The 25,752-nt window shown below is 62.6% G+C and carries 28 protein-coding genes; 17 read left to right on the top strand and 11 right to left on the bottom strand.

Annotated features, from left to right (window positions below; genetic code table 11):
* Nucleotides 1-7: 7 nt before the first annotated feature.
* From ACE3UG_RS10335 to ACE3UG_RS10325, 3 genes are all read right to left on the bottom strand, one after another.
* Nucleotides 8-481, bottom strand: a complete 474-nt coding sequence (locus tag ACE3UG_RS10335; RefSeq protein WP_374623181.1) for an aromatic-ring-hydroxylating dioxygenase subunit beta — start codon at nt 479-481, stop codon at nt 8-10.
* Nucleotides 482-493: 12 nt separating this feature from the next.
* The gene (locus ACE3UG_RS10330; protein ID WP_374623284.1) at nt 494-1,717 is read right to left on the bottom strand and encodes an aromatic ring-hydroxylating dioxygenase subunit alpha; all 1,224 of its coding nucleotides are present in this window, start codon (nt 1,715-1,717) and stop codon (nt 494-496) included.
* A 138-nt stretch (nt 1,718-1,855) separates the two neighbouring features.
* Nucleotides 1,856-2,893 carry a 2Fe-2S iron-sulfur cluster-binding protein gene (locus ACE3UG_RS10325; protein WP_374623179.1) on the bottom strand — a complete coding sequence of 346 codons (1,038 nt, stop codon included), beginning with the start codon at nt 2,891-2,893 and terminating at the stop codon, nt 1,856-1,858.
* A 160-nt stretch (nt 2,894-3,053) separates the two neighbouring features.
* Here ACE3UG_RS10325 and ACE3UG_RS10320 point away from each other — a divergent pair, with 160 nt between their 5' ends.
* Nucleotides 3,054-3,965, top strand: coding sequence for a LysR substrate-binding domain-containing protein (locus ACE3UG_RS10320; protein WP_374623176.1), 912 nt, complete (start codon nt 3,054-3,056; stop codon nt 3,963-3,965).
* A 31-nt stretch (nt 3,966-3,996) separates the two neighbouring features.
* Here ACE3UG_RS10320 and ACE3UG_RS10315 read toward each other — a convergent pair whose 3' ends face one another.
* Nucleotides 3,997-4,740, bottom strand: a complete 744-nt coding sequence (locus tag ACE3UG_RS10315) for an SDR family oxidoreductase (protein WP_374623173.1) — start codon at nt 4,738-4,740, stop codon at nt 3,997-3,999.
* A 371-nt stretch (nt 4,741-5,111) separates the two neighbouring features.
* Between ACE3UG_RS10315 and ACE3UG_RS10310 the strand changes: the two genes are divergently transcribed.
* On the top strand, nt 5,112-5,540 hold the full coding sequence (locus ACE3UG_RS10310; RefSeq protein WP_374623170.1) for a hypothetical protein: 429 nt from the start codon (nt 5,112-5,114) through the stop codon (nt 5,538-5,540).
* Between the two features lie 139 nt (nt 5,541-5,679).
* On the opposite strand, the gene icd is transcribed toward ACE3UG_RS10310, so the two are convergent.
* Nucleotides 5,680-6,933 (bottom strand): NADP-dependent isocitrate dehydrogenase, encoded by a 1,254-nt coding sequence (gene icd, locus ACE3UG_RS10305; RefSeq protein ID WP_374623167.1) that lies wholly within the window; start codon nt 6,931-6,933, stop codon nt 5,680-5,682.
* 277 nt (nt 6,934-7,210) lie between these two features.
* Here icd and ACE3UG_RS10300 point away from each other — a divergent pair, with 277 nt between their 5' ends.
* The 4 genes from ACE3UG_RS10300 (at nt 7,211) to ACE3UG_RS10285 (ending at nt 9,051) form a co-directional block, all read left to right on the top strand.
* Nucleotides 7,211-7,801 carry a pseudouridine synthase gene (locus tag ACE3UG_RS10300; RefSeq protein WP_374623165.1) on the top strand — a complete coding sequence of 197 codons (591 nt, stop codon included), beginning with the start codon at nt 7,211-7,213 and terminating at the stop codon, nt 7,799-7,801.
* 51 nt (nt 7,802-7,852) lie between these two features.
* Nucleotides 7,853-8,101 (top strand): hypothetical protein, encoded by a 249-nt coding sequence (locus ACE3UG_RS10295; RefSeq protein WP_374623162.1) that lies wholly within the window; start codon nt 7,853-7,855, stop codon nt 8,099-8,101.
* A 127-nt stretch (nt 8,102-8,228) separates the two neighbouring features.
* Nucleotides 8,229-8,435, top strand: a complete 207-nt coding sequence (locus tag ACE3UG_RS10290; RefSeq protein ID WP_374623159.1) for a hypothetical protein — start codon at nt 8,229-8,231, stop codon at nt 8,433-8,435.
* Nucleotides 8,436-8,640: 205 nt separating this feature from the next.
* Entirely contained in the window at nt 8,641-9,051 is a 411-nt protein-coding gene (locus ACE3UG_RS10285) for a DUF192 domain-containing protein (RefSeq protein ID WP_374623281.1), read from the top strand.
* Between the two features lie 390 nt (nt 9,052-9,441).
* On the opposite strand, the gene sodB is transcribed toward ACE3UG_RS10285, so the two are convergent.
* Nucleotides 9,442-10,020, bottom strand: a complete 579-nt coding sequence (sodB, locus tag ACE3UG_RS10280; protein ID WP_374623156.1) for a superoxide dismutase [Fe] — start codon at nt 10,018-10,020, stop codon at nt 9,442-9,444.
* Nucleotides 10,021-10,222: 202 nt separating this feature from the next.
* Nucleotides 10,223-11,596, bottom strand: a complete 1,374-nt coding sequence (gene xseA / locus ACE3UG_RS10275) for an exodeoxyribonuclease VII large subunit (protein WP_374623153.1) — start codon at nt 11,594-11,596, stop codon at nt 10,223-10,225.
* A gap of 449 nt (nt 11,597-12,045) precedes the next feature.
* Here xseA and ACE3UG_RS10270 point away from each other — a divergent pair, with 449 nt between their 5' ends.
* From ACE3UG_RS10270 to ACE3UG_RS10240, 7 genes are all read left to right on the top strand, one after another.
* Complete coding sequence (locus tag ACE3UG_RS10270; RefSeq protein WP_374623149.1) at nt 12,046-12,660, top strand: MotA/TolQ/ExbB proton channel family protein; 615 nt, start codon at nt 12,046-12,048, stop codon at nt 12,658-12,660.
* A gap of 15 nt (nt 12,661-12,675) precedes the next feature.
* Nucleotides 12,676-13,137, top strand: a complete 462-nt coding sequence (locus tag ACE3UG_RS10265; protein WP_374623147.1) for an ExbD/TolR family protein — start codon at nt 12,676-12,678, stop codon at nt 13,135-13,137.
* A complete protein-coding gene (gene lpxK, locus ACE3UG_RS10260) occupies nt 13,134-14,207 on the top strand; it encodes a tetraacyldisaccharide 4'-kinase (protein ID WP_374623144.1) in 1,074 nt (357 codons plus the stop codon). Before ACE3UG_RS10265 ends, lpxK begins: the two co-directional genes overlap by 4 nt.
* Nucleotides 14,188-14,394, top strand: a complete 207-nt coding sequence (locus ACE3UG_RS10255) for a Trm112 family protein (RefSeq protein WP_374623141.1) — start codon at nt 14,188-14,190, stop codon at nt 14,392-14,394. Before lpxK ends, ACE3UG_RS10255 begins: the two co-directional genes overlap by 20 nt.
* Complete coding sequence (kdsB, locus tag ACE3UG_RS10250) at nt 14,391-15,182, top strand: 3-deoxy-manno-octulosonate cytidylyltransferase (RefSeq protein ID WP_374623139.1); 792 nt, start codon at nt 14,391-14,393, stop codon at nt 15,180-15,182. Before ACE3UG_RS10255 ends, kdsB begins: the two co-directional genes overlap by 4 nt.
* 306 nt (nt 15,183-15,488) lie before the next feature.
* A complete protein-coding gene (gene adk / locus ACE3UG_RS10245) occupies nt 15,489-16,154 on the top strand; it encodes an adenylate kinase (RefSeq protein WP_374623136.1) in 666 nt (221 codons plus the stop codon).
* 438 nt (nt 16,155-16,592) lie between these two features.
* Complete coding sequence (locus tag ACE3UG_RS10240) at nt 16,593-17,087, top strand: DUF962 domain-containing protein (protein WP_374623133.1); 495 nt, start codon at nt 16,593-16,595, stop codon at nt 17,085-17,087.
* Nucleotides 17,088-17,285: 198 nt separating this feature from the next.
* Here ACE3UG_RS10240 and ACE3UG_RS10235 read toward each other — a convergent pair whose 3' ends face one another.
* Both ACE3UG_RS10235 and murJ read right to left on the bottom strand, forming a co-directional pair.
* Nucleotides 17,286-18,152 (bottom strand): SirB1 family protein, encoded by an 867-nt coding sequence (locus ACE3UG_RS10235; RefSeq protein WP_374623130.1) that lies wholly within the window; start codon nt 18,150-18,152, stop codon nt 17,286-17,288.
* A 45-nt stretch (nt 18,153-18,197) separates the two neighbouring features.
* Nucleotides 18,198-19,748, bottom strand: coding sequence for a murein biosynthesis integral membrane protein MurJ (gene murJ / locus ACE3UG_RS10230; RefSeq protein WP_374623127.1), 1,551 nt, complete (start codon nt 19,746-19,748; stop codon nt 18,198-18,200).
* A gap of 179 nt (nt 19,749-19,927) precedes the next feature.
* Here murJ and rpsT point away from each other — a divergent pair, with 179 nt between their 5' ends.
* On the top strand, nt 19,928-20,200 hold the full coding sequence (rpsT, locus tag ACE3UG_RS10225; protein WP_058375828.1) for a 30S ribosomal protein S20: 273 nt from the start codon (nt 19,928-19,930) through the stop codon (nt 20,198-20,200).
* A gap of 427 nt (nt 20,201-20,627) precedes the next feature.
* Here rpsT and ACE3UG_RS10220 read toward each other — a convergent pair whose 3' ends face one another.
* Nucleotides 20,628-20,942, bottom strand: a complete 315-nt coding sequence (locus ACE3UG_RS10220) for a DUF3579 domain-containing protein (RefSeq protein WP_374623124.1) — start codon at nt 20,940-20,942, stop codon at nt 20,628-20,630.
* Between the two features lie 351 nt (nt 20,943-21,293).
* Here ACE3UG_RS10220 and argF point away from each other — a divergent pair, with 351 nt between their 5' ends.
* The 3 genes from argF (at nt 21,294) to ACE3UG_RS10205 (ending at nt 24,489) form a co-directional block, all read left to right on the top strand.
* On the top strand, nt 21,294-22,220 hold the full coding sequence (argF, locus tag ACE3UG_RS10215; protein ID WP_374623121.1) for an ornithine carbamoyltransferase: 927 nt from the start codon (nt 21,294-21,296) through the stop codon (nt 22,218-22,220).
* A gap of 421 nt (nt 22,221-22,641) precedes the next feature.
* Entirely contained in the window at nt 22,642-22,965 is a 324-nt protein-coding gene (locus ACE3UG_RS10210; protein WP_374623119.1) for a pyrimidine/purine nucleoside phosphorylase, read from the top strand.
* A gap of 87 nt (nt 22,966-23,052) precedes the next feature.
* Nucleotides 23,053-24,489 carry a patatin-like phospholipase family protein gene (locus tag ACE3UG_RS10205; RefSeq protein ID WP_374623117.1) on the top strand — a complete coding sequence of 479 codons (1,437 nt, stop codon included), beginning with the start codon at nt 23,053-23,055 and terminating at the stop codon, nt 24,487-24,489.
* Here ACE3UG_RS10205 and murB read toward each other — a convergent pair.
* A complete protein-coding gene (gene murB, locus ACE3UG_RS10200) occupies nt 24,479-25,495 on the bottom strand; it encodes a UDP-N-acetylmuramate dehydrogenase (RefSeq protein ID WP_374623115.1) in 1,017 nt (338 codons plus the stop codon). The two genes, ACE3UG_RS10205 and murB, sit on opposite strands and share 11 nt — an antisense overlap.
* Nucleotides 25,496-25,752 lie beyond the last annotated feature (257 nt).

Below are 25,752 nucleotides of genomic sequence, written 5' to 3'. Positions count from 1 at the left end.
CCTCGCTTCAGATCGGGTAGATCAACGAGTTGGGAATCATCTCGCTGTCGAAAATGCATTGGCGCGACGCGAACTTCCACCCGTCGCCCGTTCGTTTGACGATGTCGAGATAGCGCCCGACCGACAGAATATCGGTGAGTTGATCCGGCTTCGTACGAAATACCGCGTAGTTGGAGTCGACATGAAGTGTGTCGACGTCCTGCCGCCGAATCATGGGCAATCCGATCACATGGCGTTGGTAATACGGGTCGTGGAACAGCGTGTCGCGAATGCCATAGATACGATCGCGCAACATGTTCTTGCTCTCGAATGACAGCGTCGCCAACGGCAGGCCCAACTCAAAGTTCTCGCGCGGCTGAATCCGGTAGACGCAGTCGTCCAAAAAGAAATCGGGCCAGGCGTCCCACTGGTGTGCATCGAGCGCCGCCGCATAGGCGGCGTTGAGTTCGACCACGGCCTGAAATGTTGCAAAATCCACCATCGCGTCGTCTCCTCAAACGCCCATGACGCGGCGCCAGTAGGCGTACATGCCGCGAATCAGAGTCTCGGTCACCATATGCTCCGTGTTCTCCACACCCGTGCCGCCCAGCTCGGCGATCACGCGATGCCACGGCTTCTGCGCAAAGCCCTCCTGCGAGCACTCGATGGCCTCGCCGTCGTCGGCCGACACGAAGCCGGCCGGGCCGAACAGATTCGCCTGACGCAAGCGACGCTGCGTCATGGCGTCGGCGTCGTCCTCGAATCCGAAATGTGTCCAGACGAAGTCGAACGAATCGTGGCCGCGTGGCTGAATGTGGCGCGTCGATACCGAATTGACCTGCTGTTGCAGGATCACACTGGGAAACAGTGTCATGAGCACGGCCGTCGGGCCGTTCCACCAGTCTTCCTTCACGATGTCGAGAAAGCGCTCGTCGTTAAGTGACATCGATGCCTTGAAGCTCGACACCCCCGAGGTCACCTCCCCGCCGCCGCCCTGCCCGCGCGTGGAGATCATCGCGGCGTGACGCCCGTGCGAATCCATCACCAGCCGCGATTGGTTATCTGCGCGCCACAGCCCGAACGTGACGAACCACGTATGCAGCAACCCCGGGTGGTACGGGTCCTTGATGTTCTCCTGCATCAGCTTCCAGTTCCCCGGAATGCGTTGCTTGTTGTAGCCGAGCAGTTTGAGCTTTCGCCCGTCGAACAGGCGATCGAAGTAGGCGCAGATATCCGGTCCGAGAAAGTCCTCCAGCGATTCGATATCGTGATCGAACGTCGCGAAGATCACCCCGCCGCGCGTGGCGACCTTGAGCTTCGTGAGGCCGTGATCTTCCGGCTTGAAGTCTTTCGGCATGCCCCCGTTGACCTTGCCGTCCTGCTTCACACCGCGCCGGAACGGCACCCCTTGCAGATTGCCTTGCAGGTCGTAGTTCCATTGGTGATACGGGCAGTGGAAGTCGGTCCGATTGCCGCGCTTTTCGCGACAGAACTTCATGCCACGATGGGCGCACACATTTTCGACGACGTTGATTTGCCCTGCCGCATCGCGCGTCACGATGACAGAGCGCTCGCCGATCACCGTGCGCTTGAAGTCGCCCGGATTCGGCACTTCGGCCTCCAGCCCGACGTAGTTCCAGTGGTTGCGGTAAAAGCACGCTTCCAGCTCGCGCCGATAAAGCTGCGCGTCGGTATAGACGCGAAATGGAATGCGGCTCGAGCCCTCAGCGGGCCAGATGTCCGACGCCCGATGGCCGTCGGCCTGCGCCGGATCGAGTCCGGTCTGCGGTATGGTACTCACAATCGTCTCCTCAGGTGGATACGGAAAATGCGGCGGAACGCGCGACGGCGTCGGCTGCGGGAAACGCCCTGGCCGTCATGCCGCCTGCGCGTAGAACGCGTCGGCGTAGATATGGGCGCGCTCGATACCGCGTTCACGCAGCAACCGGGCGGCGGCATCGACCATCGGCGGTGCACCGCACAGATACGCCCGCCAGCCCGTGAGCGCGTTGGGCGCTGCGTAGTCGGCGGCGAGCGCATCGGTGACATGACCGAGACGGAATGCGGGGTTCGTCCGATCCGGCGCATCGGTGGTCGTCACCACTTGCAGGCGAATTCCGGCGTGGCGCGACGCAAGCTCGCGCAGCCAGGCAAGGCCGTACACGTCCGCCGGGGAGCGCGCGCCTATGTAGATATCGACAGGATTTCGCATGCCTCGGGCCAGCGCCCCGCGCACGATCGACAGTACCGGTGCAAGCCCGGTGCCGCCGGCCACGCAGAGCATCGGCCCATCGTGACGCGTGCGCAGATACGACGTGCCCAGCGGCCCCGACACGCGCACGGCATCGCCGACCTTGAGCTGCGCGTCGACATAGCCGGTCACCGCCCCGCCGGGCACTCGGCGAATATGGAATTCGAGCGTGTCGTCGGCGTCGAGGCCGGCCATCGAATACGGCCGGACGTGCGCGGGCGTGAATTGCAGCGTGGCGTATTGCCCCGGCGAAAAGTGGAGCGGCTTCGCAGGCTTGAGTACCAGCCGCTTGATATCGTGGGTCAGCGGCTCGATAGCGAGTACCGTCGCCTTGAGAATCTTTGCCGGGTGCACGACCACCTCATCGACCTCCGGCAGCTCGATCTCACAGTCGCCCAGAACGGTTGACTGGCAGGCGAGCACATAACGCGCCCGGTCGGTCACGTCCCCTTCCTCGCCTGTCATGCCGCCCTCGAGATGACGATACGCAACGCCTTCGGCTTCCTGCACGTCCCCCGAAATCACCCGGCAACGACATGTGCCGCACCGTCCGGACAGGCAACTGTAGGAGATCGGAATACGACGCTCGGTGAGGGCTTTCAGCAGGTTGTCGCCGGGGTCGACTTCGAGGCGCTCGCCGAGTGGCTGCACGTGAACTTGCATGGGGATTGTCTCCGTTCCAACGGCACCCGAAAGGTGCCGCATGTGGCGTTCGAACGCCGTTTGCAAGAAGCATCGCGCAACATGCGATATAAACCAATAGAATCTTGTTTATATCGTCGATAAATTTCAGTGATAACACTGATCCAACAGAGACGCTCTTATGGATCTGCATTCCGTCGACCTGAACCTGCTGGTGGTGTTCCAGCATCTGTACAACGTGAGGCGCGTGTCTCGCGTGGCGCAAACGCTTGGCGTGACCCAACCGGCGGTCAGCAATTCGCTCGCGCGTCTGCGCACTTTGTTTAACGATGAGCTGTTCGTGCGCACTTCCCGGGGCATGCTGCCCACGCCGATGGCCATCGAACTGGCCGAACCGGTGGCGGCGGCACTCGATGCGTTACATGGCGTATTCAACCGTCAGCTCGCCTTCGATCCGGCAACGAGCCAGCGCGCGTTTCAGATCGCCATGACGGACATCGGTGAAGTGCACTTTCTGCCGAAGCTCATGCATGCGCTCGGCGAGCGGGCGCCGGGCATTACGATCAGCACCGTGCGCAATACCGCCGTCAATCTGCGCGAAGAAATGGCGGCGGGTCAGGTCGATCTTGCCGTGGGACATCTGCCGGATCTCACGGCCGAGTTTTTCCAGCGCCGCCTGTTCCGGCAGAAGTATGTCTGCATGTTTCGTCCGGGGCATGTGCTGGACCGCCCGCGAGCGACGCGGATGTCGCGCGAGGATTTCGAGCGCGCCGAACAAGTGATGGTCGTCGCCGCGGGCACCGGGCATGGACAGGTCGATGCGTTCATGGCTCGCGCCCACGTGCAACGCAACATCCGGCTGCGCGTACCGCATTTCGTCGCGCTTGCCGACATCCTGCACGCCACCGATCTCATCGCCACAGTGACGGAGAAGTTTGCGCAGCGCAGTGCGCAGCACTTCGGATTACGCTACGTCGATCATCCGCTGGATGTGCCCGACGTGCAGATCAATCTGTTCTGGCATGCGCGCTATCACCGCGAACCGGCGAGTCAGTGGATGCGCGCACTCCTGTTCGAACTGTTCTCGGAGTGAGGCGGCGCGGGCCGCCTCTCGCCTGTTGGGATTACGCGTTGAAACCGCCGTCGATCGTAAGACTCGCGCCCGTCACGAAGCCGGCTTCGTCGCTGGCGACGTAGGCCACCATCGACGCAATTTCCTCCGGACGTGCATGACGCTTGAGCGCCATGAGGTCGTGCATCGTCGTGGCGAAATCCCCTTCGGCGGGATTCATGTCGGTGTTCGTCGGCCCCGGCTGCACGTTGTTGACGGTGATGCCGCGCGGACCGAGATCACGGGCCATGCCTTTGACGAGTCCAACCAGCGCCGCCTTGCTCATCGCGTACGCTGCACCGCCCGCGAACGGCATGCGATCCGCATTGCACGAGCCGATATTGATGATGCGGCCCCCCTCGCCCATATGCGCGAGTGCAGCTTTCGATGCGACGAACACCGCCCGCACGTTCACGTCGAGCATGCGATCGAAGTCTTCCAGCGCGAGGTCGGCCACCGACGCCATGGAAAACACACCGGCGTTGTTCACAAGAATGTCGATCTTGCCGAGCTGGTGCGCGGCGTCGTTCACCGCTTGCGTGAGTGCAGCGGCATCGCCCGCGTCGGCGTGCAAGGCAATCGCCCGGCCGCCCGAAGTCTGAATACGGGCGACGAGGTCCTGCGCCGCAGCCTTCGATCCCTTGTACGTAAACGCGACCGTAGCGCCGCCGTCGGCGAGCCGCTGCACGATGGCTGCGCCGATACCGCGCGAGCCCCCCGTCACCAATGCCACCTTGCCTTGAAAGTTCGTTGCCATGCGGTTGCTCCACGCGGTTGGAAAGTGACGTCAGTATCGACCGGAAATTGCATCTCTACCAGACCATCGTGATGATCATCACTTTCCACCATTTGGAACAGGTGAGCCGTGGACGCCTTGCATCTGATCGAATCGTTCGTGCTCAGTGCGCGCGCCGGGAGCGGTCGAGGATATTCGCGGATATCCCGGTGCCCCGGCACAACGAAATCGCGACCTCACGAAATCATGTGAAAAGCGAATCGCGACGATCGGCTGCGTTGGTTCCTTGCGTTGTGTGCGTGCATGCACTGTAATGAAAGCGTCGTGCCGACGGATTGTGCGGGTGGTGAGAACGCCCACGTGTCGGCCGCAGAGGGGGTGGGAGGTCCGGCATGGACACCACGAAATCGGCAATGCGTGCGCTGGCGCTCGTCGCGTGTGCACTGATTGGCAGCGCTGCGCAAGCGCAGGCGGCTTACCCTGAGGCGAACATCGAGGTCAACGTCGGCGTTGGCCAGAAGGTCGCGCTCTGGGTGCAATCCAATTACAACGTACTGTGCCGCTCGCTCGGCCAGCCGACATTCGAACTCAATTCGACACCGTCGCTCGGTGAAATCGCGCCGGAATGGATCGACTACACCGTCCCTGCGGGCCAACGGTGCGAGGCGATGCGCTTTCCTGGCATGGTCGTCTGGTATCGCGCCGGACCGTCGCCAGGCATCGATATCGTTGTGTGGACAGTCGGCTTTCCGCGCGAACTCACGAGCCGCGTGCCAAGCTCCGGCAGCCATCGCGTGACCACGACCATCGTCGTGCATTAGTGCGGCAGCGCACGCGCGCGTACTCCCGGCCAGCATCGCTCGACGAGGCGCCGACCGGGGGAAGACCAGCGCTTCGCCGCGCAAGGCGAAGCGCGACAAGCGAAGCGCGACAAGCGAAGCGCGAAGCGCTCGTCGCAGATTACATGTGGGCAATCATCACGTCGCCGAAGCCCGAGCACGACACCTGCGTCGCGCCTTCCATCAGGCGGGCAAAGTCGTAGGTCACTTTCTTCGACAGGATCGACTTTTCCATCGACGAGATGATCAGATCCGCCGCTTCCGTCCACCCCATATGACGCAGCATCATCTCCGCCGAGAGAATCTCCGATCCCGGATTGACGTAGTCCTTGCCCGCATATTTCGGCGCCGTACCGTGCGTTGCTTCGAACATGGCGACGGAGTCCGACAGGTTGGCGCCCGGTGCGATACCGATGCCGCCCACCTGGGCCGCGAGCGCGTCTGAAATATAGTCGCCGTTCAGGTTGAGCGTGGCGATCACGTCGTACTCGGCCGGGCGCAACAGAATTTGCTGCAGGAAAGCGTCCGCGATCGAGTCTTTGATGGTGATCTCCTTGCCGGTCTTGGGGTTCTTCACCTTGCACCACGGCCCGCCGTCGATCTCCATCGCGCCGAATTCGTTCTTGGCAAGCGCATATCCCCAATCGCGGAATGCACCCTCCGTGAACTTCATGATGTTGCCCTTGTGAACGAGCGTCACCGAGTCGCGGTTATTGTCGATCGCGTACTGAATGGCCTTGCGCACCAGTCGCTCGGTGCCCTCGCGCGAGACCGGTTTGACACCGATGCCCGACGTTTCGGGAAAGCGAATCTTGGTCACACCCATCTCGTCCCGCAGGAAGGCGATCAGCTTTTTCGCGCCCGCAGATTCGGCTTCCCACTCGATGCCTGCGTAAATGTCTTCGGCGTTCTCGCGGAAGATCACCATGTCGATCTTCTCGGGGTGACGCACCGGCGAGGGCACCCCCTTGAAGTACTGCACAGGGCGCAGACACACATACAGATCCAGTTGCTGGCGCAGCGCGACGTTGAGCGATCGAATGCCGCCGCCCACCGGGGTGGTCAACGGCCCCTTGATCGACACAACGTAGTCCTTCACGACCTGAAGCGTCTCGTCGGGCAACCACACGTCCGGACCATAGACGCGGGTCGACTTTTCGCCCGCATAGACTTCCATCCAACTGATCTTGCGCTTGCCGCCATACGCCTTCGCAACGGCAGCATCGACGACCTTGAGCATCACCGGCGTAATGTCCACGCCCGTGCCGTCACCTTCGATGTACGGAATGATCGGATTGTCCGGCACGTTCAGGGAGAAATCCTTGTTGACGGTGATCTTCTCGCCTGCCGGGATCTTGATGTGCTGATACGACATGGTGGGGCTCCAATTGGATGGATCGGACTGCGCGCGGGGAAACGTTTGTCGGGTGAACACTCGGCGCATTACGGCCCTATTGTAGTCACAGCGTCCAATGACGCGTTGATGCAGCTCAAGTCTTATATAAGACACAAGACTGACGCGTTCGATTATGCATTAACATGACAGGGCTGACCAGCGGCGCGCTTCACCGCGTCATGCGTCGTGGTAAGGTGCGACGCCACGCAATATCGCACGTCACCGTATAGGAGATGTCCGATTCTCTTCCTTTGGTATGACACTTCTCGCACTCAACAAACCCTTCGGTACCATCTGCCAGTTCTCGCCACACCCGACACGTCCCACGCTTGCCGAGTGGGTCGCGCGCCCGGGCGTGTATCCGGCCGGACGGCTCGACGCCGACAGCGAAGGGCTCCTGTTGCTGACGGACGATGGCCGTCTGCAGTCGCGCATTGCAGAGCCGGAGCGCAAATTGCCGAAGACCTATTGGGCGCAGGTCGAGGGCGAGTACGACGACACGGCCGTCGCGCGCCTGCGCGCCGGTCTTGACCTGGGCGACTTCGTCACGCGGCCATGTGCGGCGCACGAGATCGCGCAGCCGGACCATCTCTGGCCGCGTCAGCCGCCGATCCGCTATCGCGCCAGCATTCCGACGCATTGGCTTGAAATCACCCTCATCGAAGGCAAGAACCGTCAGGTCAGACGCATGACCGCCGCCGTCGGCAAACCGACATTGCGACTGGTTCGCGTCGCCATCGGCCCGGTCGATGTCTTCTCATTGAACCTCGCCCCGGGGCAATGGTGCGAATTGCCGCAACAAACACTTACACTTTCCGGTCAACGCCAACGCCGTGTGCCTCGTTGAGGGAACAGGTGCGCCATATGCGCACCACTCATTGAAAAGAGGAACCCAGTCATGAACAAACTGCTGCTTGCATTGACCGCCGGCCTGATCGTGTCCGGCGCCGCGATGGCCCAACAATCGGCACCGGCAACGGCGCCTGTCGCACCGGCAGCGCCTGCAGCGGCAGCGCCCGCCATGGCGGCACCGGCGGCTGCGGCGCACGCCAGCCCGGCGAAGAAGGCCACCAAGCACAAGAAGTATCATCACAAGGCGTCAGGCAAGAAAGCCATGAGCAAGCCGGCTGCGGGTAATAAATCGTAATACTTGTCGTTAAAAAAATCCGTGCGCGGGTTGTCAACCGATGTCCTGAACGGACGTTAAAGGAGATGACTCACTTCGCGGGTCAACGAGTACACCACCCAAACATCGAGCTCCAACGAGGAATCTCATGAAAAAACTGATCGCTGCCCTGGTCGCCGGCCTGTTCGCAACTGGCGTGTTCGCCCAAGCTTCGGCTCCGGCCGCTGCCGCAGGTGCTGCTCCGGCCGCCGCCACCAAGCCGGCCGCCAAGAAGAAGGCAACGCACAAGAAGGCACACAAGAAGTCGCACAAGAAGGCTGCGGCGGCTGAAGCCCCGGCGGCTGCCAGCAAGTAAGTACCGCGTCGCGCAGCCTGGCTGCGCAATGGACGGTAATAGGCAGGTTGCTCACGCAGCCTGCTTTTTTTTCGTCCGGCGGCTACAATGGTCCGCCACTTATCTGACGTTCCCCCGATCTTCCAAGGAGTCGTTTGTGATCCGGATTTCGCGTCAACTGGGCACGCTCGCCGCCAGCGCCACCTTTGCCGCGGCCGCCGCCGTGATGGCACTGGCCCCGGCAAACGCTGCGGCACAAATCAAACAGGCCGGGCAGTTCCCGGTTGTGCAGCTCTCCGCCGGCATGTATCTCATCAAGGCCGAGGTCGCCGCCAATGAGGCCGACCGCGAGCAAGGGCTGATGTATCGCACGACGATGCCCGCCAACGCGGGCATGCTCTTCGTGTTCGAACAACGCGCCGGACACTGCTTCTGGATGAAGAACACCGATCTGCCGCTATCCATCGCGTTTCTTGCCGACGATGGCACGATCGTCAACATCGAAGACATGGCGCCCCAGACGGAGGACAACCACTGCCCGCGCGCAGCCGTGCGTTACGCGCTCGAGATGAATCAAGGCTGGTTCAAAAGCAAGCATATCGGCCCGGGTGCCAAGATCTCGGGCCTGCCACGCTGATCGCGCTGATCGCGCTGATCGCTCCGATCGCTCCGTATCGCGCGCGCCCTCAGTGGGCGCCGCTCGATGCGCGTCGCATGTCGCATGTCGCGACGCATCGATGGCGAACGGGAGGATTGCGGTTCGGGTCGGCGCAGGGTTAGCAATACGTCGTCCGATCGGTTTGAAGTACTCGCTCTAACGACGGGCGCATGCAAGAACGATAACGTCGGCCAAGCACGGCATCGATGCCTGCGAAACCGGCAGTTGTTTACGACAAAAAGCCCACTGCAAGCAGTGGGCTTTCGTTTTGCCGGCGACGCCGGACGCTCGGGTTGGGCGCCGGATATTCACCTTGGCGGCCAGCCGCCGCAGTCAACCTTATCGACCGGCAAATTCCGGGAGATTCGATTACGCGAAGTTCTTCGCGGCGAAGTCCCAGTTGACCAGATTCCAGAATGCCTCGACGAATTTCGGACGGGCATTGCGGTAGTCGATGTAGTACGCGTGCTCCCACACGTCGACGGTGATCAGCGGCTTGTCCGTGCCCGTGAGCGGCGTGGCGGCGTTGCTGGTGTTGACGATGTCGACCGAACCATCGGCCTTCTTCACAAGCCACGTCCAGCCCGAACCGAAGTTGCCCACGGCCGATTTCGTGAACGCTTCCTTGAAAGCATCGTACGAGCCGAACTTGGCGTCGATGGCCTTGGCCAGATCACCCTTCGGCGCACCGCCGCCGTTCGGCGACAGCGTATTCCAGAAGAAGGTGTGGTTCCACACCTGTGCGGCGTTGTTGAACACACCGCCGGACGACTTCTTGATGATGTCCTCGAGGCTGGCGTTTTCGAATTCGGTGCCCTTGATCAGGTTGTTCAAGTTGGTCACATAGGCTTGATGATGCTTGCCGTAGTGATACTCCATCGTTTCCTTGGAGATGGTCGGCGCCAGTGCATCGATGGCGTACGGCAGTTCAGGGAGCTTGTGTTCCATGGCAATTGTCCTTTGTGCTCTGAGGGGAACCCGATTTTGTGTTATCCGGAGCCATTGATTCTAGGGCAGATGCGATAACCCCGCAAACCGCACGGTTACTTGCGCCACCGCACGGCATGACGCGGACGTGGCGATTGCTTGCCGATACCGTCCAATCGACGCACGATGTCTGCGCTTTGCCAGCGTTGCCGGCTCGAACCCGCTAAAAAGTATCGTCTAGCCTGACCTGAACGTCACCAATGCCCACGTCGGCGGCGCCGTCAGCCAAATGCATCGTGACTTGCTGACCCCGCTGCAGTTTTCGCGGGTCACGCAACGGCTGCCCCTTGGCGTCGAGCACGGCGGCGTAGCCGCGCTGCAGCGTGCGGCGCGGATTGAGCAGTTCGAGTTGCGCCGAGGCATCGGCAAGCCGCTGCGCCGAGCGCTCTGCGCGGCGCGACATCGCGCTTTGCATGCGTTGCGAAAGCAAGGCGACGCGCTCGTGCTGCGATGCGGTATCGGGCACCGCGCGCACCCACCGAAGGCGTAGCATCTCGAAGCGGCTTCGGCGCTGGGCCAGCGGGCGCTCAAGCGCGTGACGCATCCGGTCGCCCAGGTGCGCCAGCGCTCCCCGCTGGCGCGCCAGACGCTCACGCGGCGACACCAGCGCGCGCGACAAGCTGTCGAGTTGCTGGGCTCGCTGCTCGAGGGTGCGCCGCATTGCGCGCGTGAGTCGCTGGCGCTCACGCTCGACGTGACGCAGGCATTCGTCGCGAGCCGCACTGATCATCTCGGCGGCTGCCGTCGGTGTGGGCGCCCGCACATCCGCCACGAAGTCGGCAATCGTGAAATCGGTTTCATGTCCCACGCCGGACACCACCGGCAACGCACTGCGGGCGATCGCGTGCGCCAGCACTTCTTCGTTGAACGCCCACAGGTCTTCGATCGAGCCGCCGCCACGGCAAAGCAGCAGGGCGTCGACCTCGCGACGCGCGTTGGCCGTATCGAGGGCCGCCGCCAGCCGGGTTGCGGCATCGCTTCCCTGCACAGGCGCCGGGTAAACCACCACCGAAACATGCGGCGCGCGCCGGGCGAGCGTTGTCAGCACGTCGCGCAATGCGGCCGCCTGCAACGATGTGACAACGCCCACGCGCCGCGCGTATCGCGGCAACGCGCGCTTACGCGCCACGTCGAACAGTCCGGCAGCGGCGAGCTTTTCCTTGAGCCGCAGAAACGCCTCATACAGATTGCCTTGCCCGGCTCGACGGATCGCTTCGACGTTAAGCTGGACCTCCCCGCGCGGCACGTACATGGAGAGCAGCGCGCGCACTTCGACGCGATCGCCCTCCTTCGGCGAGAAGTCGGCGTGCTGGGCGCGGCCACGGAACATCACGCAGCGCATTTGCGCCTGGGCGTCCTTGATCGAGAAATACCAATGGCCGCTTGCCGCGCGCGTGAAGTTGGAGATTTCGCCGCTGACCCACGCCAGCGGGAAGCTTCGCTCCAGCAGGCCGGCCACGGCTTTGTTCAAATCCGAAACACTGAGCACGCGATCCGCGCCACCAGAGGGCCGGGCGTCGTCGAAAGAGAGATTCATGCGTGTTCGCTGACGAAAAACTGTCCACAGGACCGTTAATTTAAGGGTTTTCGCGCCCGGACGCCCCATTTTTCCTGCACTCCGATGCCAAACCGTTGATTTATCTGGCTTTGCACGGGGTTTCACGGCGGCGCCACAAGGCGATCTGCGCGGCATCGCCAAGATATATTCCGAATCGCCGACATGTTCACAAAGTTATCCACAGGCAGTTGAGGGTTTCTTGGGAATCGTGAATCTGCGGACGTGTTCATTTCTGAAACGTTTTGCTGCTCATTTTTTCATCACAAACCAAAAAGATGCGTCGCGTCAAAGGGTTGGTGAACGTATCCCACGGTTGTCCACACCCTTGTGCTCGTGTGATGTGGAAAACGGTGCTTGCCCATCCCCCCCCTGCACGCTACAGTTCGGACTCGTTTGCTCCATCCCCCGCACCAAGCAAGAGGTCGTCTTTGTTCGCCGTCATCCAGGCCGCCGGCTGGCCCATCTGGCCACTTCTCATCGCCTCCGTCATCGCGCTCGCCCTGATCGTCGAGCGCGCCCTTTCGTTGCGCCGCGCACGCGTGCTGCCGAGTGGTGTGCTCGAAAGCGCGATCACGCTCGCCCGACGCGGCTCGGCCAAACAGGACTCGACCGACGCGTTGGCGCGCGGCTCCATGCTCGGGCGCGTGCTCGCGACCGGCGTTCGCTACGTTGCACACAATCCCCAGGGACCGCGCGACGCTGCGAAGGAAGCATTGGAGGAGACCGGGCGTGCCGTCGCGCATGAACTGGAGCGCTTTCTGCCTGCGCTGGGCACCATCGCGTCGGTCGCGCCGCTCATGGGGCTGTTCGGCACGGTCGTCGGCATGATCGAGATCTTTGGCGCCCAAGACGCCACGGGCACCGACCCGGCGCAACTGGCGCATGGCATTTCGGTGGCGCTCTACAACACGGGTTTCGGTCTGATGATCGCCATTCCCGCGATGATCTTCTACCGCTACTATCGCACCCGTGTGGACGCGTTTCTGGTCGAACTCGAGACGCAGGCGATCCATTTTCTCGATGCCACGCTGCCGCGGCACTGAACCGAGAGACGTGCGATGAATTTCCGTCGAGGTCTCTCCACGCGCGACGAGCCGGAGATCAATCTGATCCCGCTCATCGACGTGCTGCTCGTTATTCTCATCTTTTTGATGGTCACCACGACCTACACGCGCTACACGGCGCTCAAGGTCAACCTCCCGACAGCCGATGCGGAAAAGGCCGTCGTGCCGCCGCGTCAGATCGTGGTTTCGGTCAGTGCCGACGGCAGCTACGCCATCGATCGGCACGCGCTCGCAAAGCGCGATGTCGTGAGTCTCACGGACGCACTGCGTCAAGCCACCGGTCCCGCAAGCGCAGGTGCCGAAGCGCCGGTCGTCGTCATTAACGCCGACGCCAAGAGCGCCCATCAGTCGGTGATCAACGTCATGGAGGCTGCGCGCGAGGCCGGCTTGTCTCGGCTGACGTTTGCCGCACGCTCGACGGCGACCCACGACGCGGCGGGCCAACCGTCCCGATGACGACGCCTTCCTTGCGCCCAGGGACAGCGCGCCGGGCGCGTTCGCGCGCGCTGGTGCCGCGTCTGTCGGGCGCGCTGGTCCATTGGGTGAGCGCGCAGTGGCAACGAAGAGGGCTCATCGCCTGGCTGCTCTGGCCCCTGTCGTGGATTTTCGCCGCCATCGCGGCATGGCGGCGTCTGAGCTTTCGCCTGGGCTGGAGAACGTCGACGCGGCTGCCGGTGCCCGTCGTCATCGTCGGCAACCTCACGGTAGGAGGCACCGGCAAAACCCCAACCGTCATCGCACTCGTGGACGCGCTGCGTGCGCATGGCTACACGCCCGGTGTGCTCTCGCGCGGGTACGGGGCAACGCTGTCACGCCCGACGGAAGTGGACGCGACGGCACGTCCCGAGGCTGTCGGTGACGAGCCCCTGCTCATCGCCAAGCGCACGGGCGTGCCGGTGTGGGTGTGGCCGTCACGGGTCGAAGGTGGCCGTGCCCTGCTGGCCGCGCATCCGGCATGCGACGTCATTGTCTGCGACGACGGGCTTCAGCATTACGCGCTCGCGCGCGATGTCGAGATCGCCGTGTTCGATCACCGGCTGGGCGGCAACGGCTTCCTACTGCCCGCCGGGCCGTTGCGCGAGCCGCTCTCGCGGCGGCGCGACGCCAATCTCATCAACGATCCGTACGGGAAAACGCTCCCCGAGTGGCCCTGCACGTGGCGATTGACGCTCACGCTGGGCAACGCCTGGTGCGTGAGCCAGCCCGCCCTGACTCGGGCGATTTCGCACTTCGTTGGCAAACGCGTGCTGGCGGCGGCCGGTATTGGCGCGCCCGAGCGCTTTTTCGCTGCACTGCGTGCCGCGGGCCTGCAAGTCGAAACGCTGGCCTTGCCCGATCATTACGACTTTGCGACGAATCCGTTCGACGGCGTCGCGGCCGATGCCATCCTGATTACCGAAAAGGATGCAGTAAAATGCGTCACCTGGTCCGACCCGCGCGTGTGGGCCGTGCCTGCCGAGGCGGCGCTCGATGCACGCCTCGTTTCACTGGTAGTGGAGAAATTGCGTGGACAACCGACTGTTTGAGATTCTCGTCTGCCCGTTGTGCAAGGGCCCCCTGGAGTACGACAAGAAAGCCCAGGAGCTGATTTGCCACGCAGACAAGCTCGCCTATCCGATTCGTGACGGCATCCCCGTCATGCTGGCCGATGAGGCGCGCCAATCTGTCGAAGGCACGCCCGTGCCGCTGAAAGACGACAAATCTGCATCGTGAGCGATTCGATCCATCCCGTCGATTTTGTCGCAGTGGTGCCCGCGCGCCTCGCGTCGACGCGTCTGCCCAACAAGCCGCTCGCCGATATCGGCGGCAAGCCGATGGTGGTGCGCGTTGCCGAGCGGGCGCGTGAGTCGGGCGCGTCTCAGGTCGTTGTGGCCACCGACGCACAGCGTGTGGTCGATGCCGTGTCGATGCACGGCTTCGATGTTGCTTTGACGCGCGCGGATCATCCGACCGGCACCGATCGTCTTGCCGAGGTGGCGGTTCAACAGGGCTGGTCCGACGACACCATCGTCGTCAATGTACAAGGCGACGAGCCGCTTATCGATCCACGCCTGGTGCACGCGGTGGCGGCACATCTGGCCGAGCATCCGGAATGTGCGCTGGCGACCGCAGCCCACCCGATTACCGACAACGCGGAGATTTTTTCTCCAAACGTCGTCAAGGTTGTGCTCGACGCGCATGGCCGCGCGCTCTATTTCTCCCGTGCCCCCATCCCGTGGTCGCGCGATGCATGGTCCGCCGGACTTGCGGATACGGCGACCCTGCCGGCGCCCGCCACCCCTGTTTTTCGTCACATTGGCCTTTACGCCTATCGCGCCAAATTTCTGCGCAGCTATCCGAGCCTGCCGCAGGCGCCGATCGAGATGGCCGAGTCGCTCGAACAACTCCGCGCGCTCTGGCATGGGGAACGCATTGCCGTGCTCGTGACCGACGACGCACCGCTGCCCGGCGTCGACACGGCGGAAGACCTCGAACGCGTTCGGGCGTTGCTGCAAAACTGAAGCCCCATCGAGCGCGAACGCCGGCATCGATACGTCTTCGGATCGGGCGCGAACGCGTCCCGGAAATCGCACCCGCTCAACGCACGCGAGTCGGCAAAACGGCGCCGGGCGGGCACGCCGTGGCATAATCGCTCTGATTCTCGCGAGCAGACCCCCGGTCGCGCGCGACGCGCCCTGTCGAGCGCGTTGCCTGCGCGCAGTGCGGTTGGCCGGTCGCTGGACCCGTAACCGCCCGAGATCGCCGGAGAACGCACCTGCTCGCCGCACGCACAGCATTCGCAAATCACAAACTTTCAGGAGTCATCGATGCGTCTGATTTTGTTGGGGGCACCCGGGGCCGGCAAGGGCACCCAAGCCACTTTCATCAAGGAAAAATTCGGCATCCCGCAAATTTCGACCGGCGACATGCTGCGCGCCGCGATCAAGGAAGGCACCCAACTCGGCCTCGAAGCCAAGCGGTATATGGACGCTGGCGACCTCGTGCCGGACGCCGTCATCATCGGCATGGTGCGTGAACGGCTGAGCGCCGACGACTGCAAGACCGGCTATCTGTTCGACGGTTTCCCGCGCACGATTGCGCAGGCTGAAGCCATGAAGGACGCCGGCGTCGCCATCGACTTCGTGCTCGAGATCGACGTACCGTTCGACGAAATCATTACCCGCATGAGCGGTCGCCGCACGCACCCGGCGTCGGGCCGTACGTATCACGTCACGTTCAACCCGCCCAAGGTCGAAGGCAAGGACGATGTGACCGGCGAGCCGCTCGTGCAGCGCGACGACGACAAGGAAGAAACCGTCAAGAAGCGCCTGACCGTGTACGAATCGCAAACCAAGCCGCTCGTGGCCTACTACTCGGATTGGGCTTCGCATGGCAGCCCCGGCGCGAAGGTCGCGCCGCCGCAGTATCGAAAGATCTCGGGTCAGGGCAGCGTGGAAGAAATCCGTGCGCGCGTGTTCGACGCATTGAAGTAAGCAAGTTACCGTCGCCCCCCGTGCCCCGGTGCTACACGCACCCTGCCCGGTGAGGTCGACGTCGATGACGCCATGGAAAAAGGCGGCCAGGTCACACTGGTCCGCCTTTTTTGCCAAGGAAGCAAGCCCCATGGACAATCGGCGCAATGAATTCCCGATCGTCGGCGGCACGTCAGCGCCTGTCGCGGCGACATCGATTGCGCGGGCATCGCCCCAGGCAACAGGCAACCGGTAACAGGCGAACAGGCGAACAGGCGAACAGGCAAGCAGCAGAGCCGTAGGCGTCGACAACTCGCAGGCCCGCGACGCCATCGCGCGTCATTCGGGTCGGACTGTGACTACAATGGAATGCCGAACGCACTTTGCGGTCGGCTCACGCGCCGGGGGCGGTTGCCGGTGCTCCCGCATTCTCCCGTTCCCCCGAGGCAGGAGGCTGGCATGAAATCACTGGCACAACAGATGTCGTTCTACCAGCGGTATCACCGAAGTCCCAAGAATCGTCTCACGCATTTCTTCGGCGTTCCCATGATCATCCTCGCTGTCATGCAGGCGTTTTCGTGGCTGCCGCTCGGCCCGAGCGGACTGAACGTCGCGCATGTGATCGTGCTGGTGCTGCTCATGTACTACTTTCTGCTCGATGTCCCCCTGGCGCTCGCCATGACCGTCTTTTTCGCGTTGCTGCTGGCCATCACCCAGCATCTGGCGAAACTGTCGTGGCCCTGGGGGCTGACCGTCTTTGGCGTACTCTTCGTGGGAGGCTGGATCATTCAACTGATCGGCCATCATTTCGAAGGCCGCAAGCCCGCCCTGCTCGACAACGTCTTCCAGATTTTCATCGCTCCGATGTTCCTGATGGCCGAAGTGTTCTTTCATTTCGGTTACAAGCGAGGGCTGCAACGGCGCGTCCAGGAGTTGGCGGCGCAATCGGTATGATTGACGGCCTGGCCCCGACGCGCGGCGTGAACGGTTGAAAGCGTCGTGACAGGCACGGGCGCTTGCATCCACGACGACGGCGTGACTGGCGAACCGGTGTGTCGGGCGTATCTGGCGTATCTGGCGTATCTGGCGTATCTGGCGTATCTGGCGTATCTGGCGTATCCAGTGTATCCGGCGCAACGCCACGGCCGGTGCCTACCCGTGACTGCCCGGGCGCCGGCTCAGATCATCGAGCACCTGACGAATCGCGTAGGCGTCGTCGGCGTCGGGACGTTCGCCCAGATAGCGTTCGAGATCGTCTTGCGCCGGACGTACCAACCCGAGACGCGCATAGGCCAACCCGCGGTCCCGCTTTTCAACGGGATGGTCGGGCAACACGAGCACCATGCGCTCCTGCACCGCCAACAGGCGTTCCCATCGCTCGCTTTGCGTGTAAACCGCTCGCAGGTTGCGTAGCATCCGCGCCAGGATGTCGCGCGGTGTTGCCGGTTCCAGAAACGGGTGCAGCAATGCCCACAGCGCCAACTCCTGAATCGGCTCGGCGCTTTCGTCTCGATAGTGCTTCAGATAGGGCTCGACCATTTCCAACAGCCGTTGCGGAGAGAGTGAGTCGCCCGAGAGCGGGTCGATGACCACGTCGCCGGCCGGCACGGCAAGCCTCAGCAGGAAATGACCGGGGAACGACAGGCCACGCAGCGGCAAGCCAATCTGGTGACCGATCTCCATGCACAGCACGGCCAATGAAATGGGGATACCGCGACGTCGATCCAGCACCATGTGCAGGTGACTGTTATCGGGATCGTAATAGTCGTTCTGGTTGACGGCGAAGCCGAGTTCTCGAAAGAAGAAGTGATCGAGCAACTGAAGCTTCTGCAGCGGTCCGGCGTCGGTCGGCAGGCGCTTGGCCAGACGCGCGGCAAGCGCGTCGATCTGGGTCAGCGTGTCCTGCACGTCGAGATCCGGATAGACGTCCTGTGCAATTGCGATGGCCGCTTCGGTCAGTGGCAGACCGTCGTCAGACGCGACCAGCGCAGCAAAGTACTCGAGAATGCGATTCGCCATGCGGTATCCGTGGATTCTGCCGAGCACGCAGCTCGTTAGTGATCACTAGCGAGTCCGTCGGCGGAAGAAGGAGAAGTTGAATCCCATGAGGAATAATGCCCCGAAATACACCACGCCGCATAGCACCAGACTTGCACCGAGCAAAGCAATGCGCGAGAGCGGCCGCGCGGCCAGCGCCACCCAGTCGAAACTCTGCGTGAACCACAGCAACACGCCCGCGAGAATCAGGCAAGCGGCCAGCAACTGCACGAAGAACAAACGCCAACCGGGCGCCGGCCGATAGATGCCTCGCTTGTACAGGCCCGCGAACAGCAGCGCCGCGTTCATGCACGCCCCGACGCCAATCGACAGCGACAGCCCCGCATGGGCAAACCAACGCACGAAAAGCACGTTTGAGAGCTGCGTGGCAATGAGGACCACCACGGCGATCTTCACCGGCGTCTTGATGTCCTGCTTGGCGTAAAAACCCGGCGCCAGAATCTTGATGAGAATCAGGCCAACCAACCCGATGCCATACGCAGTCAGCGCATGCGCCGTCATCGCGACGTCAGTCGCGTCGAAACGGCCGTACTGATAGAGCGTTGCGGTCAGCGGCTCGGCGTACACGAATAGCCCGACGGCGCTCGGCATCGCCAGCAGGAATGTCAGGCGCAGGCCCCAGTCCAGCAGGGCGGAATACTCGGCGGTGTCGCCGTCGGCGTGGGCGCGGGACAGACTCGGCAGCAGGATCGTGCCCAGTGCCACCCCCAGAAGCGCGGTCGGAAACTCCATCAACCGGTCGGCATAAGCGAGCCACGACACACTGCCCTGCGCGAGGTGCGACGCAATATTGGTATTGATGATCAGGCTCACCTGCGCCACCGACACGGCGAGCGTCGCCGGCACCATCTTCGCGAGCACTCGTTTGACCCCGGTGTTGCGTAGCGCCGCAGCGATATTGATCGTAATGCGCGGCAGCATGCCGATACGCGCGAGCGCCGGGAGCTGGATGAGCAGTTGCAGCACGCCGCCGACGATCACGGCGTAGGCCAGGGCATAGACTGGCGTTTTCAGGTGCGGCGCGACCCAGAGCGCCGCGACGATCGAACTGATATTGAGCAGTACGGGAGCGACCGCCGGCATCGAGAACTGACGCCAGGTGTTGAGCACCCCGGCGGCGAGCGTGGTGATCGAGATGAGCGTGATGTATGGAAACATCACGCGGGTCATGAAAACGGCGGAGTCGAACGTGCCATTCTCGCGCGAGAGGCCTGCCGCGACGGCATAGACCACCCCGGACGCCCCGAGCACCCCGGCAACCGTGATCGCCAGCAATACCCAGAACAGCACCGTGGTGACGGAATCGACGAGGGTTTTCGTCTCCTGCGCGCTACGCTGCGATTTGAATTCGGCCAGAATTGGAACGAATGCCTGCGAAAACGCCCCTTCGGCGGACAGGCGGCGCAGCAGATTGGGGATGCGGAACGCGACATTGTAGGCGTCGGTCATGGGACCGGCACCGAACATGCGCGCGATGAGAATTTCACGGACCAGACCGGTGATGCGCGAAAGCATCGTAAAACCGCTGACCGTAGCGAGAGCTTTGAGCAAATTCATGTTGCGCGTATTATACGCACAGCCCCGCAGCAAAGAAGTTGCAATTTCCGTTGGCCTTCGGCTATAATCGACGGTTTCGAAGTCAATGGATTGCTTCCTGGCCACCGTGTCTCCCAGGGAGCCGAGCCAAACTGCATAGAAGCCGCATCAGGCGGAGCAATTCAAGGAATTCACCGAACATGGCAAATACCGCACAAGCACGCAAGCGCGCGCGTCAAACCGTTAAGATCAACGCTCACAACTCGGCGCTGCGTTCCCGTCTGCGCACGGCCGTGAAGGCTGTCCGCAAGGCTATCGCCAAGGGCGATCAAGCCGCTGCCAAGGAAGTGCTGCGCACGTCGGCAAAGACGATCGACATCATCGCTGACAAGAAGATCGTCCACAAGAACACGGCCGCTCGTCAAAAGAGCCGCCTGTCGGCCGCCATCAAGGCGATGTCGGCTGCTGCCTAAGTCAGCGCAAGCTGCAAAGCAGTACCCGTTGCTTGCCGGTTCCGACCACGGTCGGAACACTAAAAAGCCCGCTTCATGCGGGCTTTTTTCTTTGGGATGCTCGGCAAAGCCCCCCTCCTCCACCGCCGTGTCCACCCTCTGTGTCCGTCCTCTGTGTCCGTCCTCTGTGTCCAACCCTCTATATAGCCCTCAAGCTCGGCGCATGCGCGCCCATGGGTGACGCGGCAGACGAATGCACGCGCGGCTTACAGGCGAACGCGACCCTGTTCGGCGTGCCGCATGTACGGAAAAGTCTGGGAATATCCCGCGAGCACGCAGGCATTGATGACATCGAGGCCCCACAACAGGCAGGGCGCTTGCGGATCGACGGTGAGCCAGGGCCAAAGGCCCGGTACTCACGTCTGGCCGAACAACGGCCATGGGGGGATTACTTGACGTCGGGGACGAAGCAGGCTTCGGTCAGTTGCAAATCGTTGTCACGGGCGAAATTCATCACGAAATCAAAAGCCATCGGCTCGATGTCGCGCAGTCGCTCGTCAACCACAACACATTTGACGTCGCCCACCATAATCGGACGCACGTAGGGGGAGTACTGCATGTATGCGTTCGGGCCGGTATTGCTTCGGCCGCAGAACGACACGGCGCCGCACAGACGCTCCGCCCAGTCACTCGGCCGGAACTTCTTGCCACCCCGGGTGAGCCCCTGGATGAAATACTCGCGCGCGGAAACCTCGTCGGTCATATCGCTCAATCACCTCTAAAAACACCTGGCCAGCCATACGCGGGTAGCGTCGGCGACAGAGTAGGTATTATATCTTATATAAGACTCAAACCCGTCCCCCACCCGAGCTGCAGATGTTTTTTTCAGTCTTGCCAACCGTTTTCGGCTATGCAGCAGCGGGCTCGATCATACGCTTTTCATGTGACGGCAAAACGATTTGGTAGACTAGCGCTTGTTCCCCTGAAGCCAGCAATCGATAGAACACCTTCACGCGCCTGATCGGGGGACAGGCCTCAAGGCTTGTTCGTCGTGCCGTAAGCGAGCGAGTTCCCTTCGAATTCCCGCGATATCGGCCTCCAGCAGAACATCCAAATGACCACCGCCAAACCCATCAAGCATTACCTTCAGTTTTCGGATCTGACGCTCGACGAGTACGACTACGTGCTCGAGCGCACCCGCATTCTCAAGAAGAAGTTCAAGAACTACGAGACCTACCACCCGCTGCACGACCGCACGCTGGCGATGATCTTCGAGAAAAGCTCGACCCGCACACGCCTGTCGTTCGAAGCGGGGATTCACCAGTTGGGCGGACACGCTGTGTTTCTGAACACGCGCGACACGCAGCTTGGCCGAGGCGAGCCGATCGAAGACGCCGCCCAGGTGATCTCGCGAATGACCGACATCATCATGATTCGCACCTTCGGTCAGGAGATTCTCGAGCGCTTCGCGCAACACTCACGCGTGCCCGTGATCAACGGCCTGACCAACGAATATCATCCGTGCCAGGTCATGGCGGACATTTTCACGTACCTTGAGCATCGCGGGCCGATCAAGGGCAAAACCGTGACGTGGATTGGCGACGCCAACAACATGTCGTACACCTGGATTCAGGCCGCCGAGATCTTCGGCTTCCAGTTCAACATCTCCACGCCGCCGGGTTACCGTCTCGATCACGCTCGGGTGGCCGAATCGGCCCGCCCGTTCGTGCGCGAATTCGATGATCCGCGCCAGGCCTGCGAAGGCGCCGATCTCGTGTCGACCGACGTCTGGACGAGCATGGGCTTCGAAGCGGAAAACGAGGTGCGCAAAGCCGCCTTCGCGCAATGGTGCGTCAACGGCGATCTGATGCAGCGCGCGAAACCCGACGCCCTGTTCATGCACTGCCTGCCCGCACATCGTGGCGAAGAAGTGTCTGCCGAGGTGATCGACGGCACGCAGAGCGTGGTATGGGATGAAGCGGAGAACCGTCTGCACGTACAAAAGGCACTCATGGAGTTCCTGATGCTGGGTCGCGTGTAACAGCGTAACAGCCAGCCCCGCAGTGCAATCAACGCCCGGACTCGCGCAATGCTGTCCGGGCGCTTCGCCGAACATCGACCGCCCGCCACGCGCCCCGATCCCCCCCGCCGTCCCACCGCCCCACCGCCCCACCGCTCTTAGCGTTCCGCTATCATCACTGTCGCGCCGCCGTCGTTCATCGGCGTGCGTTTCATTGCAGCACATTGCACTCCATCAGGTCCATCAGGTCCGTCAGGTCCGTCAGGTCCGTCAGAGCGTTTCATGTTTTGCACCAAAACGAGGCAAATTCGTTGTGCAATGCACAAACCGGCGACGGGTGGACGTCTGAAACGTGCTAGCATGAATTCACGCTTGCTCCGTCGGAGCAGGCTTATCGACGATCCATCGCGACTTTCCGTCGCATTCGACACCGCATTCGGTCATGACGCAAAACGCAACGCAGTTCGACAACGTTTCCGTAATCAAGCGTGCCAACACCTATTTCGAAGGCAAGTGTGTTTCACACACCGTTCTGTTTCAGGACGGCACTCGCAAGACACTGGGCGTGATCTTTCCGGCCACGCTCCAGTTCGGGACCGATGCGCCTGAAATCATGGAAGTCACGGGCGGCCGCTGCCGCATTCGCCTGGCCGGTCAGACCGAATGGCAGGAATACGCCGCCGGTCAGCAATTCTCCGTGCCGGGTAATAGCAAGTTCGATATCGAGGTCGTGGAGACGCTCGATTACGTTTGCCACTACGGCTAACCGACCGGCCAGTATCGCCATGACGCGGGACCTCCCGCGTCATGGCCCTCTCGGCCGGTTCAGCGCGGCCCGGCGCCGCTACTCACTATGTCGAGTCTGCCCCCCGAATCTGCCAACCCTGCTGCCGGCGACCTGTCCTCTGTAACCCCTGCCGATGCACTGGACACGGCCCAGCCCGCTGCGCTGAGCGCTTCCACCACGGCCCCGCACAACGGCGCGAGTACCGACCTCGAACCGAGCGACGTGCCGCTGCTCCCGCCAGACGGACTCACGCGCCCCGCACAAACCGTGAAGGCGCCGAGAAAACCCGCCGCCCCTCGCGCGCGCAAGCGCACGCCCGTCACGGACGACGCCCTCGCGACCATTGCCGCAAAGGGCAGCGCCGGGACATCCGAGGCTCGCCCCACATCCGGCCCCTCTCGATCCACGAAGCCCGAGCGCAGTCGTCGCGGCCCCGCGAAGCGAAAAGGCATCGACCTGGGGTTGCAAGGCGGTGGCGCACACGGCGCGTACACGTGGGGCGTGCTCGACAAACTGCTTGAGGACGGACGTCTCGAGTTCGAGGGGATCAGCGGCGCCTCGGCAGGCACCATGAACGCGGTTGTACTGGCGCATGGACTGCTGGATCGTCCGGGCGTCGATCCGCGCGAGAAGGCGCGTGAAGCGCTGCACGGTTTCTGGCTCGGCGTGTCGCAGGCGGGTTCGTCGGCGAGCGCATGGGCGCAGACCGTCTTCAGTTGGCTCAACGGCCGGCCGACCGAGTACCCCGTCTGGCACGACTGGATGCAGAGCATGCAGCAATGGATGATGCCATTCTCGCAACCTACGGCCGAAATCAACCCGCTGCGCACCGTGCTTGAAGCGCAGGTCGATTTCGAGCGGCTGCGCGAGAGCACCGCGACGCATCTGTTCGTTTCGGCAACCAACATCCGCACCGGCAACATCCGCATCTTCCGCACGCATGAAATCACGCTCGACGTTGCAATGGCGTCGGCGTGCCTGCCGTGGCTGTTCAAACCGGTGAAAATCGACGAAGAGTTTTACTGGGACGGCGGCTATCTGGGCAACCCGGCGCTCTACCCGTTCTATTACGAGACGCTCACGAGCGACATCCTGATCGTCCACATCAACCCGATCGAGCGTAAAGAGAAGCCAGTGCTGCCGGGGCAGATCATGAACCGTGTGAACGAGATCACGTTCAACGCGTCGCTGCAACGCGAATTCCGCGCCATTTCCTTCGTGCACAAACTGATCGACGAAGGATGGCTCAAGCCCGAGTTTCGCAAGCGTCTGAAGTATCCGCTGATTCACTCGATTCGCGCAGACAAGGAATTGTACGATTTGTCGTCATCGACGAAATTCGTGACCGACTGGCATTTCCTCACCACACTGCGCGACCGTGGACGTGACGCCGCAAGCCGTTGGCTCGATGAGCACTTTGCAGACGTCGGCGTGCGTTCCACCGTCGATCTGCGGCGCGACTATCTGCAGCGCCTGCCCGACGCCACCGCGATCAAAGCATGACCGGTTCGGGCTCGAGCGCGATGTCGAAGCGCGCCCGCACGCTGGCCTGCACGGCACGCGCGAGCGCAACGATATCGGCCCCGCTCGCGCCGCCGCGATTGACGAGCACCAGCGCCTGGCGCTCATGCACGCCCGCTTGTCCCAGCGACTTGCCGCGCCAGCCGCATTGATCGATCAACCAGCCGGCGGCGACTTTCCAGGTGCCGTCCGCCTGGGCGTAGCCGACTGCCTGCGGGAATCGCTCGCGCAGCGCGGCAAACGTTGCCGCATCCACCACAGGGTTCTTGAAGAAGCTGCCCGCATTGCCGAGTTCGGATGGATCGGGCAATTTGCGACGACGAATGTCCGCGACGGCATCGAAGATCTGCCGCGCATTCGGCCGATCGATGCCCGCCTGTGCGAGCGTGCGCGACACGTCCGCATAGCCGGTGACGGGTTGCCACGGCTGCGGCAGTCGCAAGGTGACCGAGACGATGATGTAACGCCCCGGTTCGCGCTTGAATAGAGAGTCACGGTAGCCAAACGTGCAAGCGTCGCGCGCGAGCGTCACGAACGTTCCCGTCGTCGTGTCGAGCGCCCGCACCTGGGCCAGGCGCTCGGCGAGTTCCAGCCCGTAGGCGCCGATGTTCTGGATGGGCGCCGCACCGAGTGTGCCCGGGATCAGGGCGAGGTTTTCCAGGCCGGGGCAGTCGTGCGCAAGCGTCCAGTCGACGAACGCGTGCCAGACCTCGCCAGCGCCGCCGCGTACATAGCGCGCGTGCGCGTCGTCTGCGAGCCTTTCGCGGCCGCGAATCGCCATTCGGAACACCACACCGTCGAAGTCACGCGTGAGCACCACATTGCTGCCGCCACCGAGCACGAGACGCGGCAGTCCTCTCAGTTCAGGCATCGCGAGCGCGTCAAGCAGCGCCGCCTCGCTGTCGATCGTCACGACAAAGCGTGCGGTGGCCGGCAAACCGAAGGTATTGAATTCGCGCAGACTGACGTCGCGTTGCAACTGAGGCATGGAGTATGAAGAAGTCAGTGGGGGCCGCCGTGCCGGACATCGCCCGAATGGGACGCGGGACCGGCGGCTGAATTACAATGTCGGGCGAACGAATTTTGCGCATCATTATACCGGCCGCGCGACCCTGACCCGCGTCGCTCGGACGCCCCGGACTTCTCGGGCTTCCCGGATACCCCCGATACCCGGGAAGCCCCGGGCGGACACGCCGGTGACGCCCAACCCGCAGGGCACGCCCAGCGTGCCATTTCACGAACCCT

Source organism: Pandoraea sp. (assembly GCF_041919235.1).
Taxonomy (GTDB): domain Bacteria; phylum Pseudomonadota; class Gammaproteobacteria; order Burkholderiales; family Burkholderiaceae; genus Pandoraea.
Note: the sequence above shows the minus strand (reverse complement) of the source record. Positions and strands in the feature narration are given on the sequence as shown.

Excerpts from the sequence above, each read along its gene's own strand:
- ACE3UG_RS10335 (WP_374623181.1), bottom strand. The coding sequence starts at position 481 with ATGGTGGATTTTGCAACATTTCAGGCCGTGGTCGAACTCAACGCCGCC.
- ACE3UG_RS10325 (WP_374623179.1), bottom strand. The coding sequence starts at position 2,893 with ATGCAAGTTCACGTGCAGCCACTCGGCGAGCGCCTCGAAGTCGACCCC.
- ACE3UG_RS10320 (WP_374623176.1), top strand. The coding sequence starts at position 3,054 with ATGGATCTGCATTCCGTCGACCTGAACCTGCTGGTGGTGTTCCAGCAT.
- ACE3UG_RS10315 (WP_374623173.1), bottom strand. The coding sequence starts at position 4,740 with ATGGCAACGAACTTTCAAGGCAAGGTGGCATTGGTGACGGGGGGCTCG.
- ACE3UG_RS10310 (WP_374623170.1), top strand. The coding sequence starts at position 5,112 with ATGGACACCACGAAATCGGCAATGCGTGCGCTGGCGCTCGTCGCGTGT.
- icd (WP_374623167.1), bottom strand. The coding sequence starts at position 6,933 with ATGTCGTATCAGCACATCAAGATCCCGGCAGGCGAGAAGATCACCGTC.
- ACE3UG_RS10300 (WP_374623165.1), top strand. The coding sequence starts at position 7,211 with ATGACACTTCTCGCACTCAACAAACCCTTCGGTACCATCTGCCAGTTC.
- ACE3UG_RS10295 (WP_374623162.1), top strand. The coding sequence starts at position 7,853 with ATGAACAAACTGCTGCTTGCATTGACCGCCGGCCTGATCGTGTCCGGC.
- ACE3UG_RS10290 (WP_374623159.1), top strand. The coding sequence starts at position 8,229 with ATGAAAAAACTGATCGCTGCCCTGGTCGCCGGCCTGTTCGCAACTGGC.
- ACE3UG_RS10285 (WP_374623281.1), top strand. The coding sequence starts at position 8,641 with ATGGCACTGGCCCCGGCAAACGCTGCGGCACAAATCAAACAGGCCGGG.
- sodB (WP_374623156.1), bottom strand. The coding sequence starts at position 10,020 with ATGGAACACAAGCTCCCTGAACTGCCGTACGCCATCGATGCACTGGCG.
- xseA (WP_374623153.1), bottom strand. The coding sequence starts at position 11,596 with ATGAATCTCTCTTTCGACGACGCCCGGCCCTCTGGTGGCGCGGATCGC.
- ACE3UG_RS10265 (WP_374623147.1), top strand. The coding sequence starts at position 12,676 with ATGAATTTCCGTCGAGGTCTCTCCACGCGCGACGAGCCGGAGATCAAT.
- lpxK (WP_374623144.1), top strand. The coding sequence starts at position 13,134 with ATGACGACGCCTTCCTTGCGCCCAGGGACAGCGCGCCGGGCGCGTTCG.
- adk (WP_374623136.1), top strand. The coding sequence starts at position 15,489 with ATGCGTCTGATTTTGTTGGGGGCACCCGGGGCCGGCAAGGGCACCCAA.
- ACE3UG_RS10240 (WP_374623133.1), top strand. The coding sequence starts at position 16,593 with ATGAAATCACTGGCACAACAGATGTCGTTCTACCAGCGGTATCACCGA.
- ACE3UG_RS10235 (WP_374623130.1), bottom strand. The coding sequence starts at position 18,152 with ATGGCGAATCGCATTCTCGAGTACTTTGCTGCGCTGGTCGCGTCTGAC.
- murJ (WP_374623127.1), bottom strand. The coding sequence starts at position 19,748 with ATGAATTTGCTCAAAGCTCTCGCTACGGTCAGCGGTTTTACGATGCTT.
- rpsT (WP_058375828.1), top strand. The coding sequence starts at position 19,928 with ATGGCAAATACCGCACAAGCACGCAAGCGCGCGCGTCAAACCGTTAAG.
- ACE3UG_RS10220 (WP_374623124.1), bottom strand. The coding sequence starts at position 20,942 with ATGACCGACGAGGTTTCCGCGCGCGAGTATTTCATCCAGGGGCTCACC.
- argF (WP_374623121.1), top strand. The coding sequence starts at position 21,294 with ATGACCACCGCCAAACCCATCAAGCATTACCTTCAGTTTTCGGATCTG.
- ACE3UG_RS10210 (WP_374623119.1), top strand. The coding sequence starts at position 22,642 with ATGACGCAAAACGCAACGCAGTTCGACAACGTTTCCGTAATCAAGCGT.
- ACE3UG_RS10205 (WP_374623117.1), top strand. The coding sequence starts at position 23,053 with ATGTCGAGTCTGCCCCCCGAATCTGCCAACCCTGCTGCCGGCGACCTG.
- murB (WP_374623115.1), bottom strand. The coding sequence starts at position 25,495 with ATGCCTCAGTTGCAACGCGACGTCAGTCTGCGCGAATTCAATACCTTC.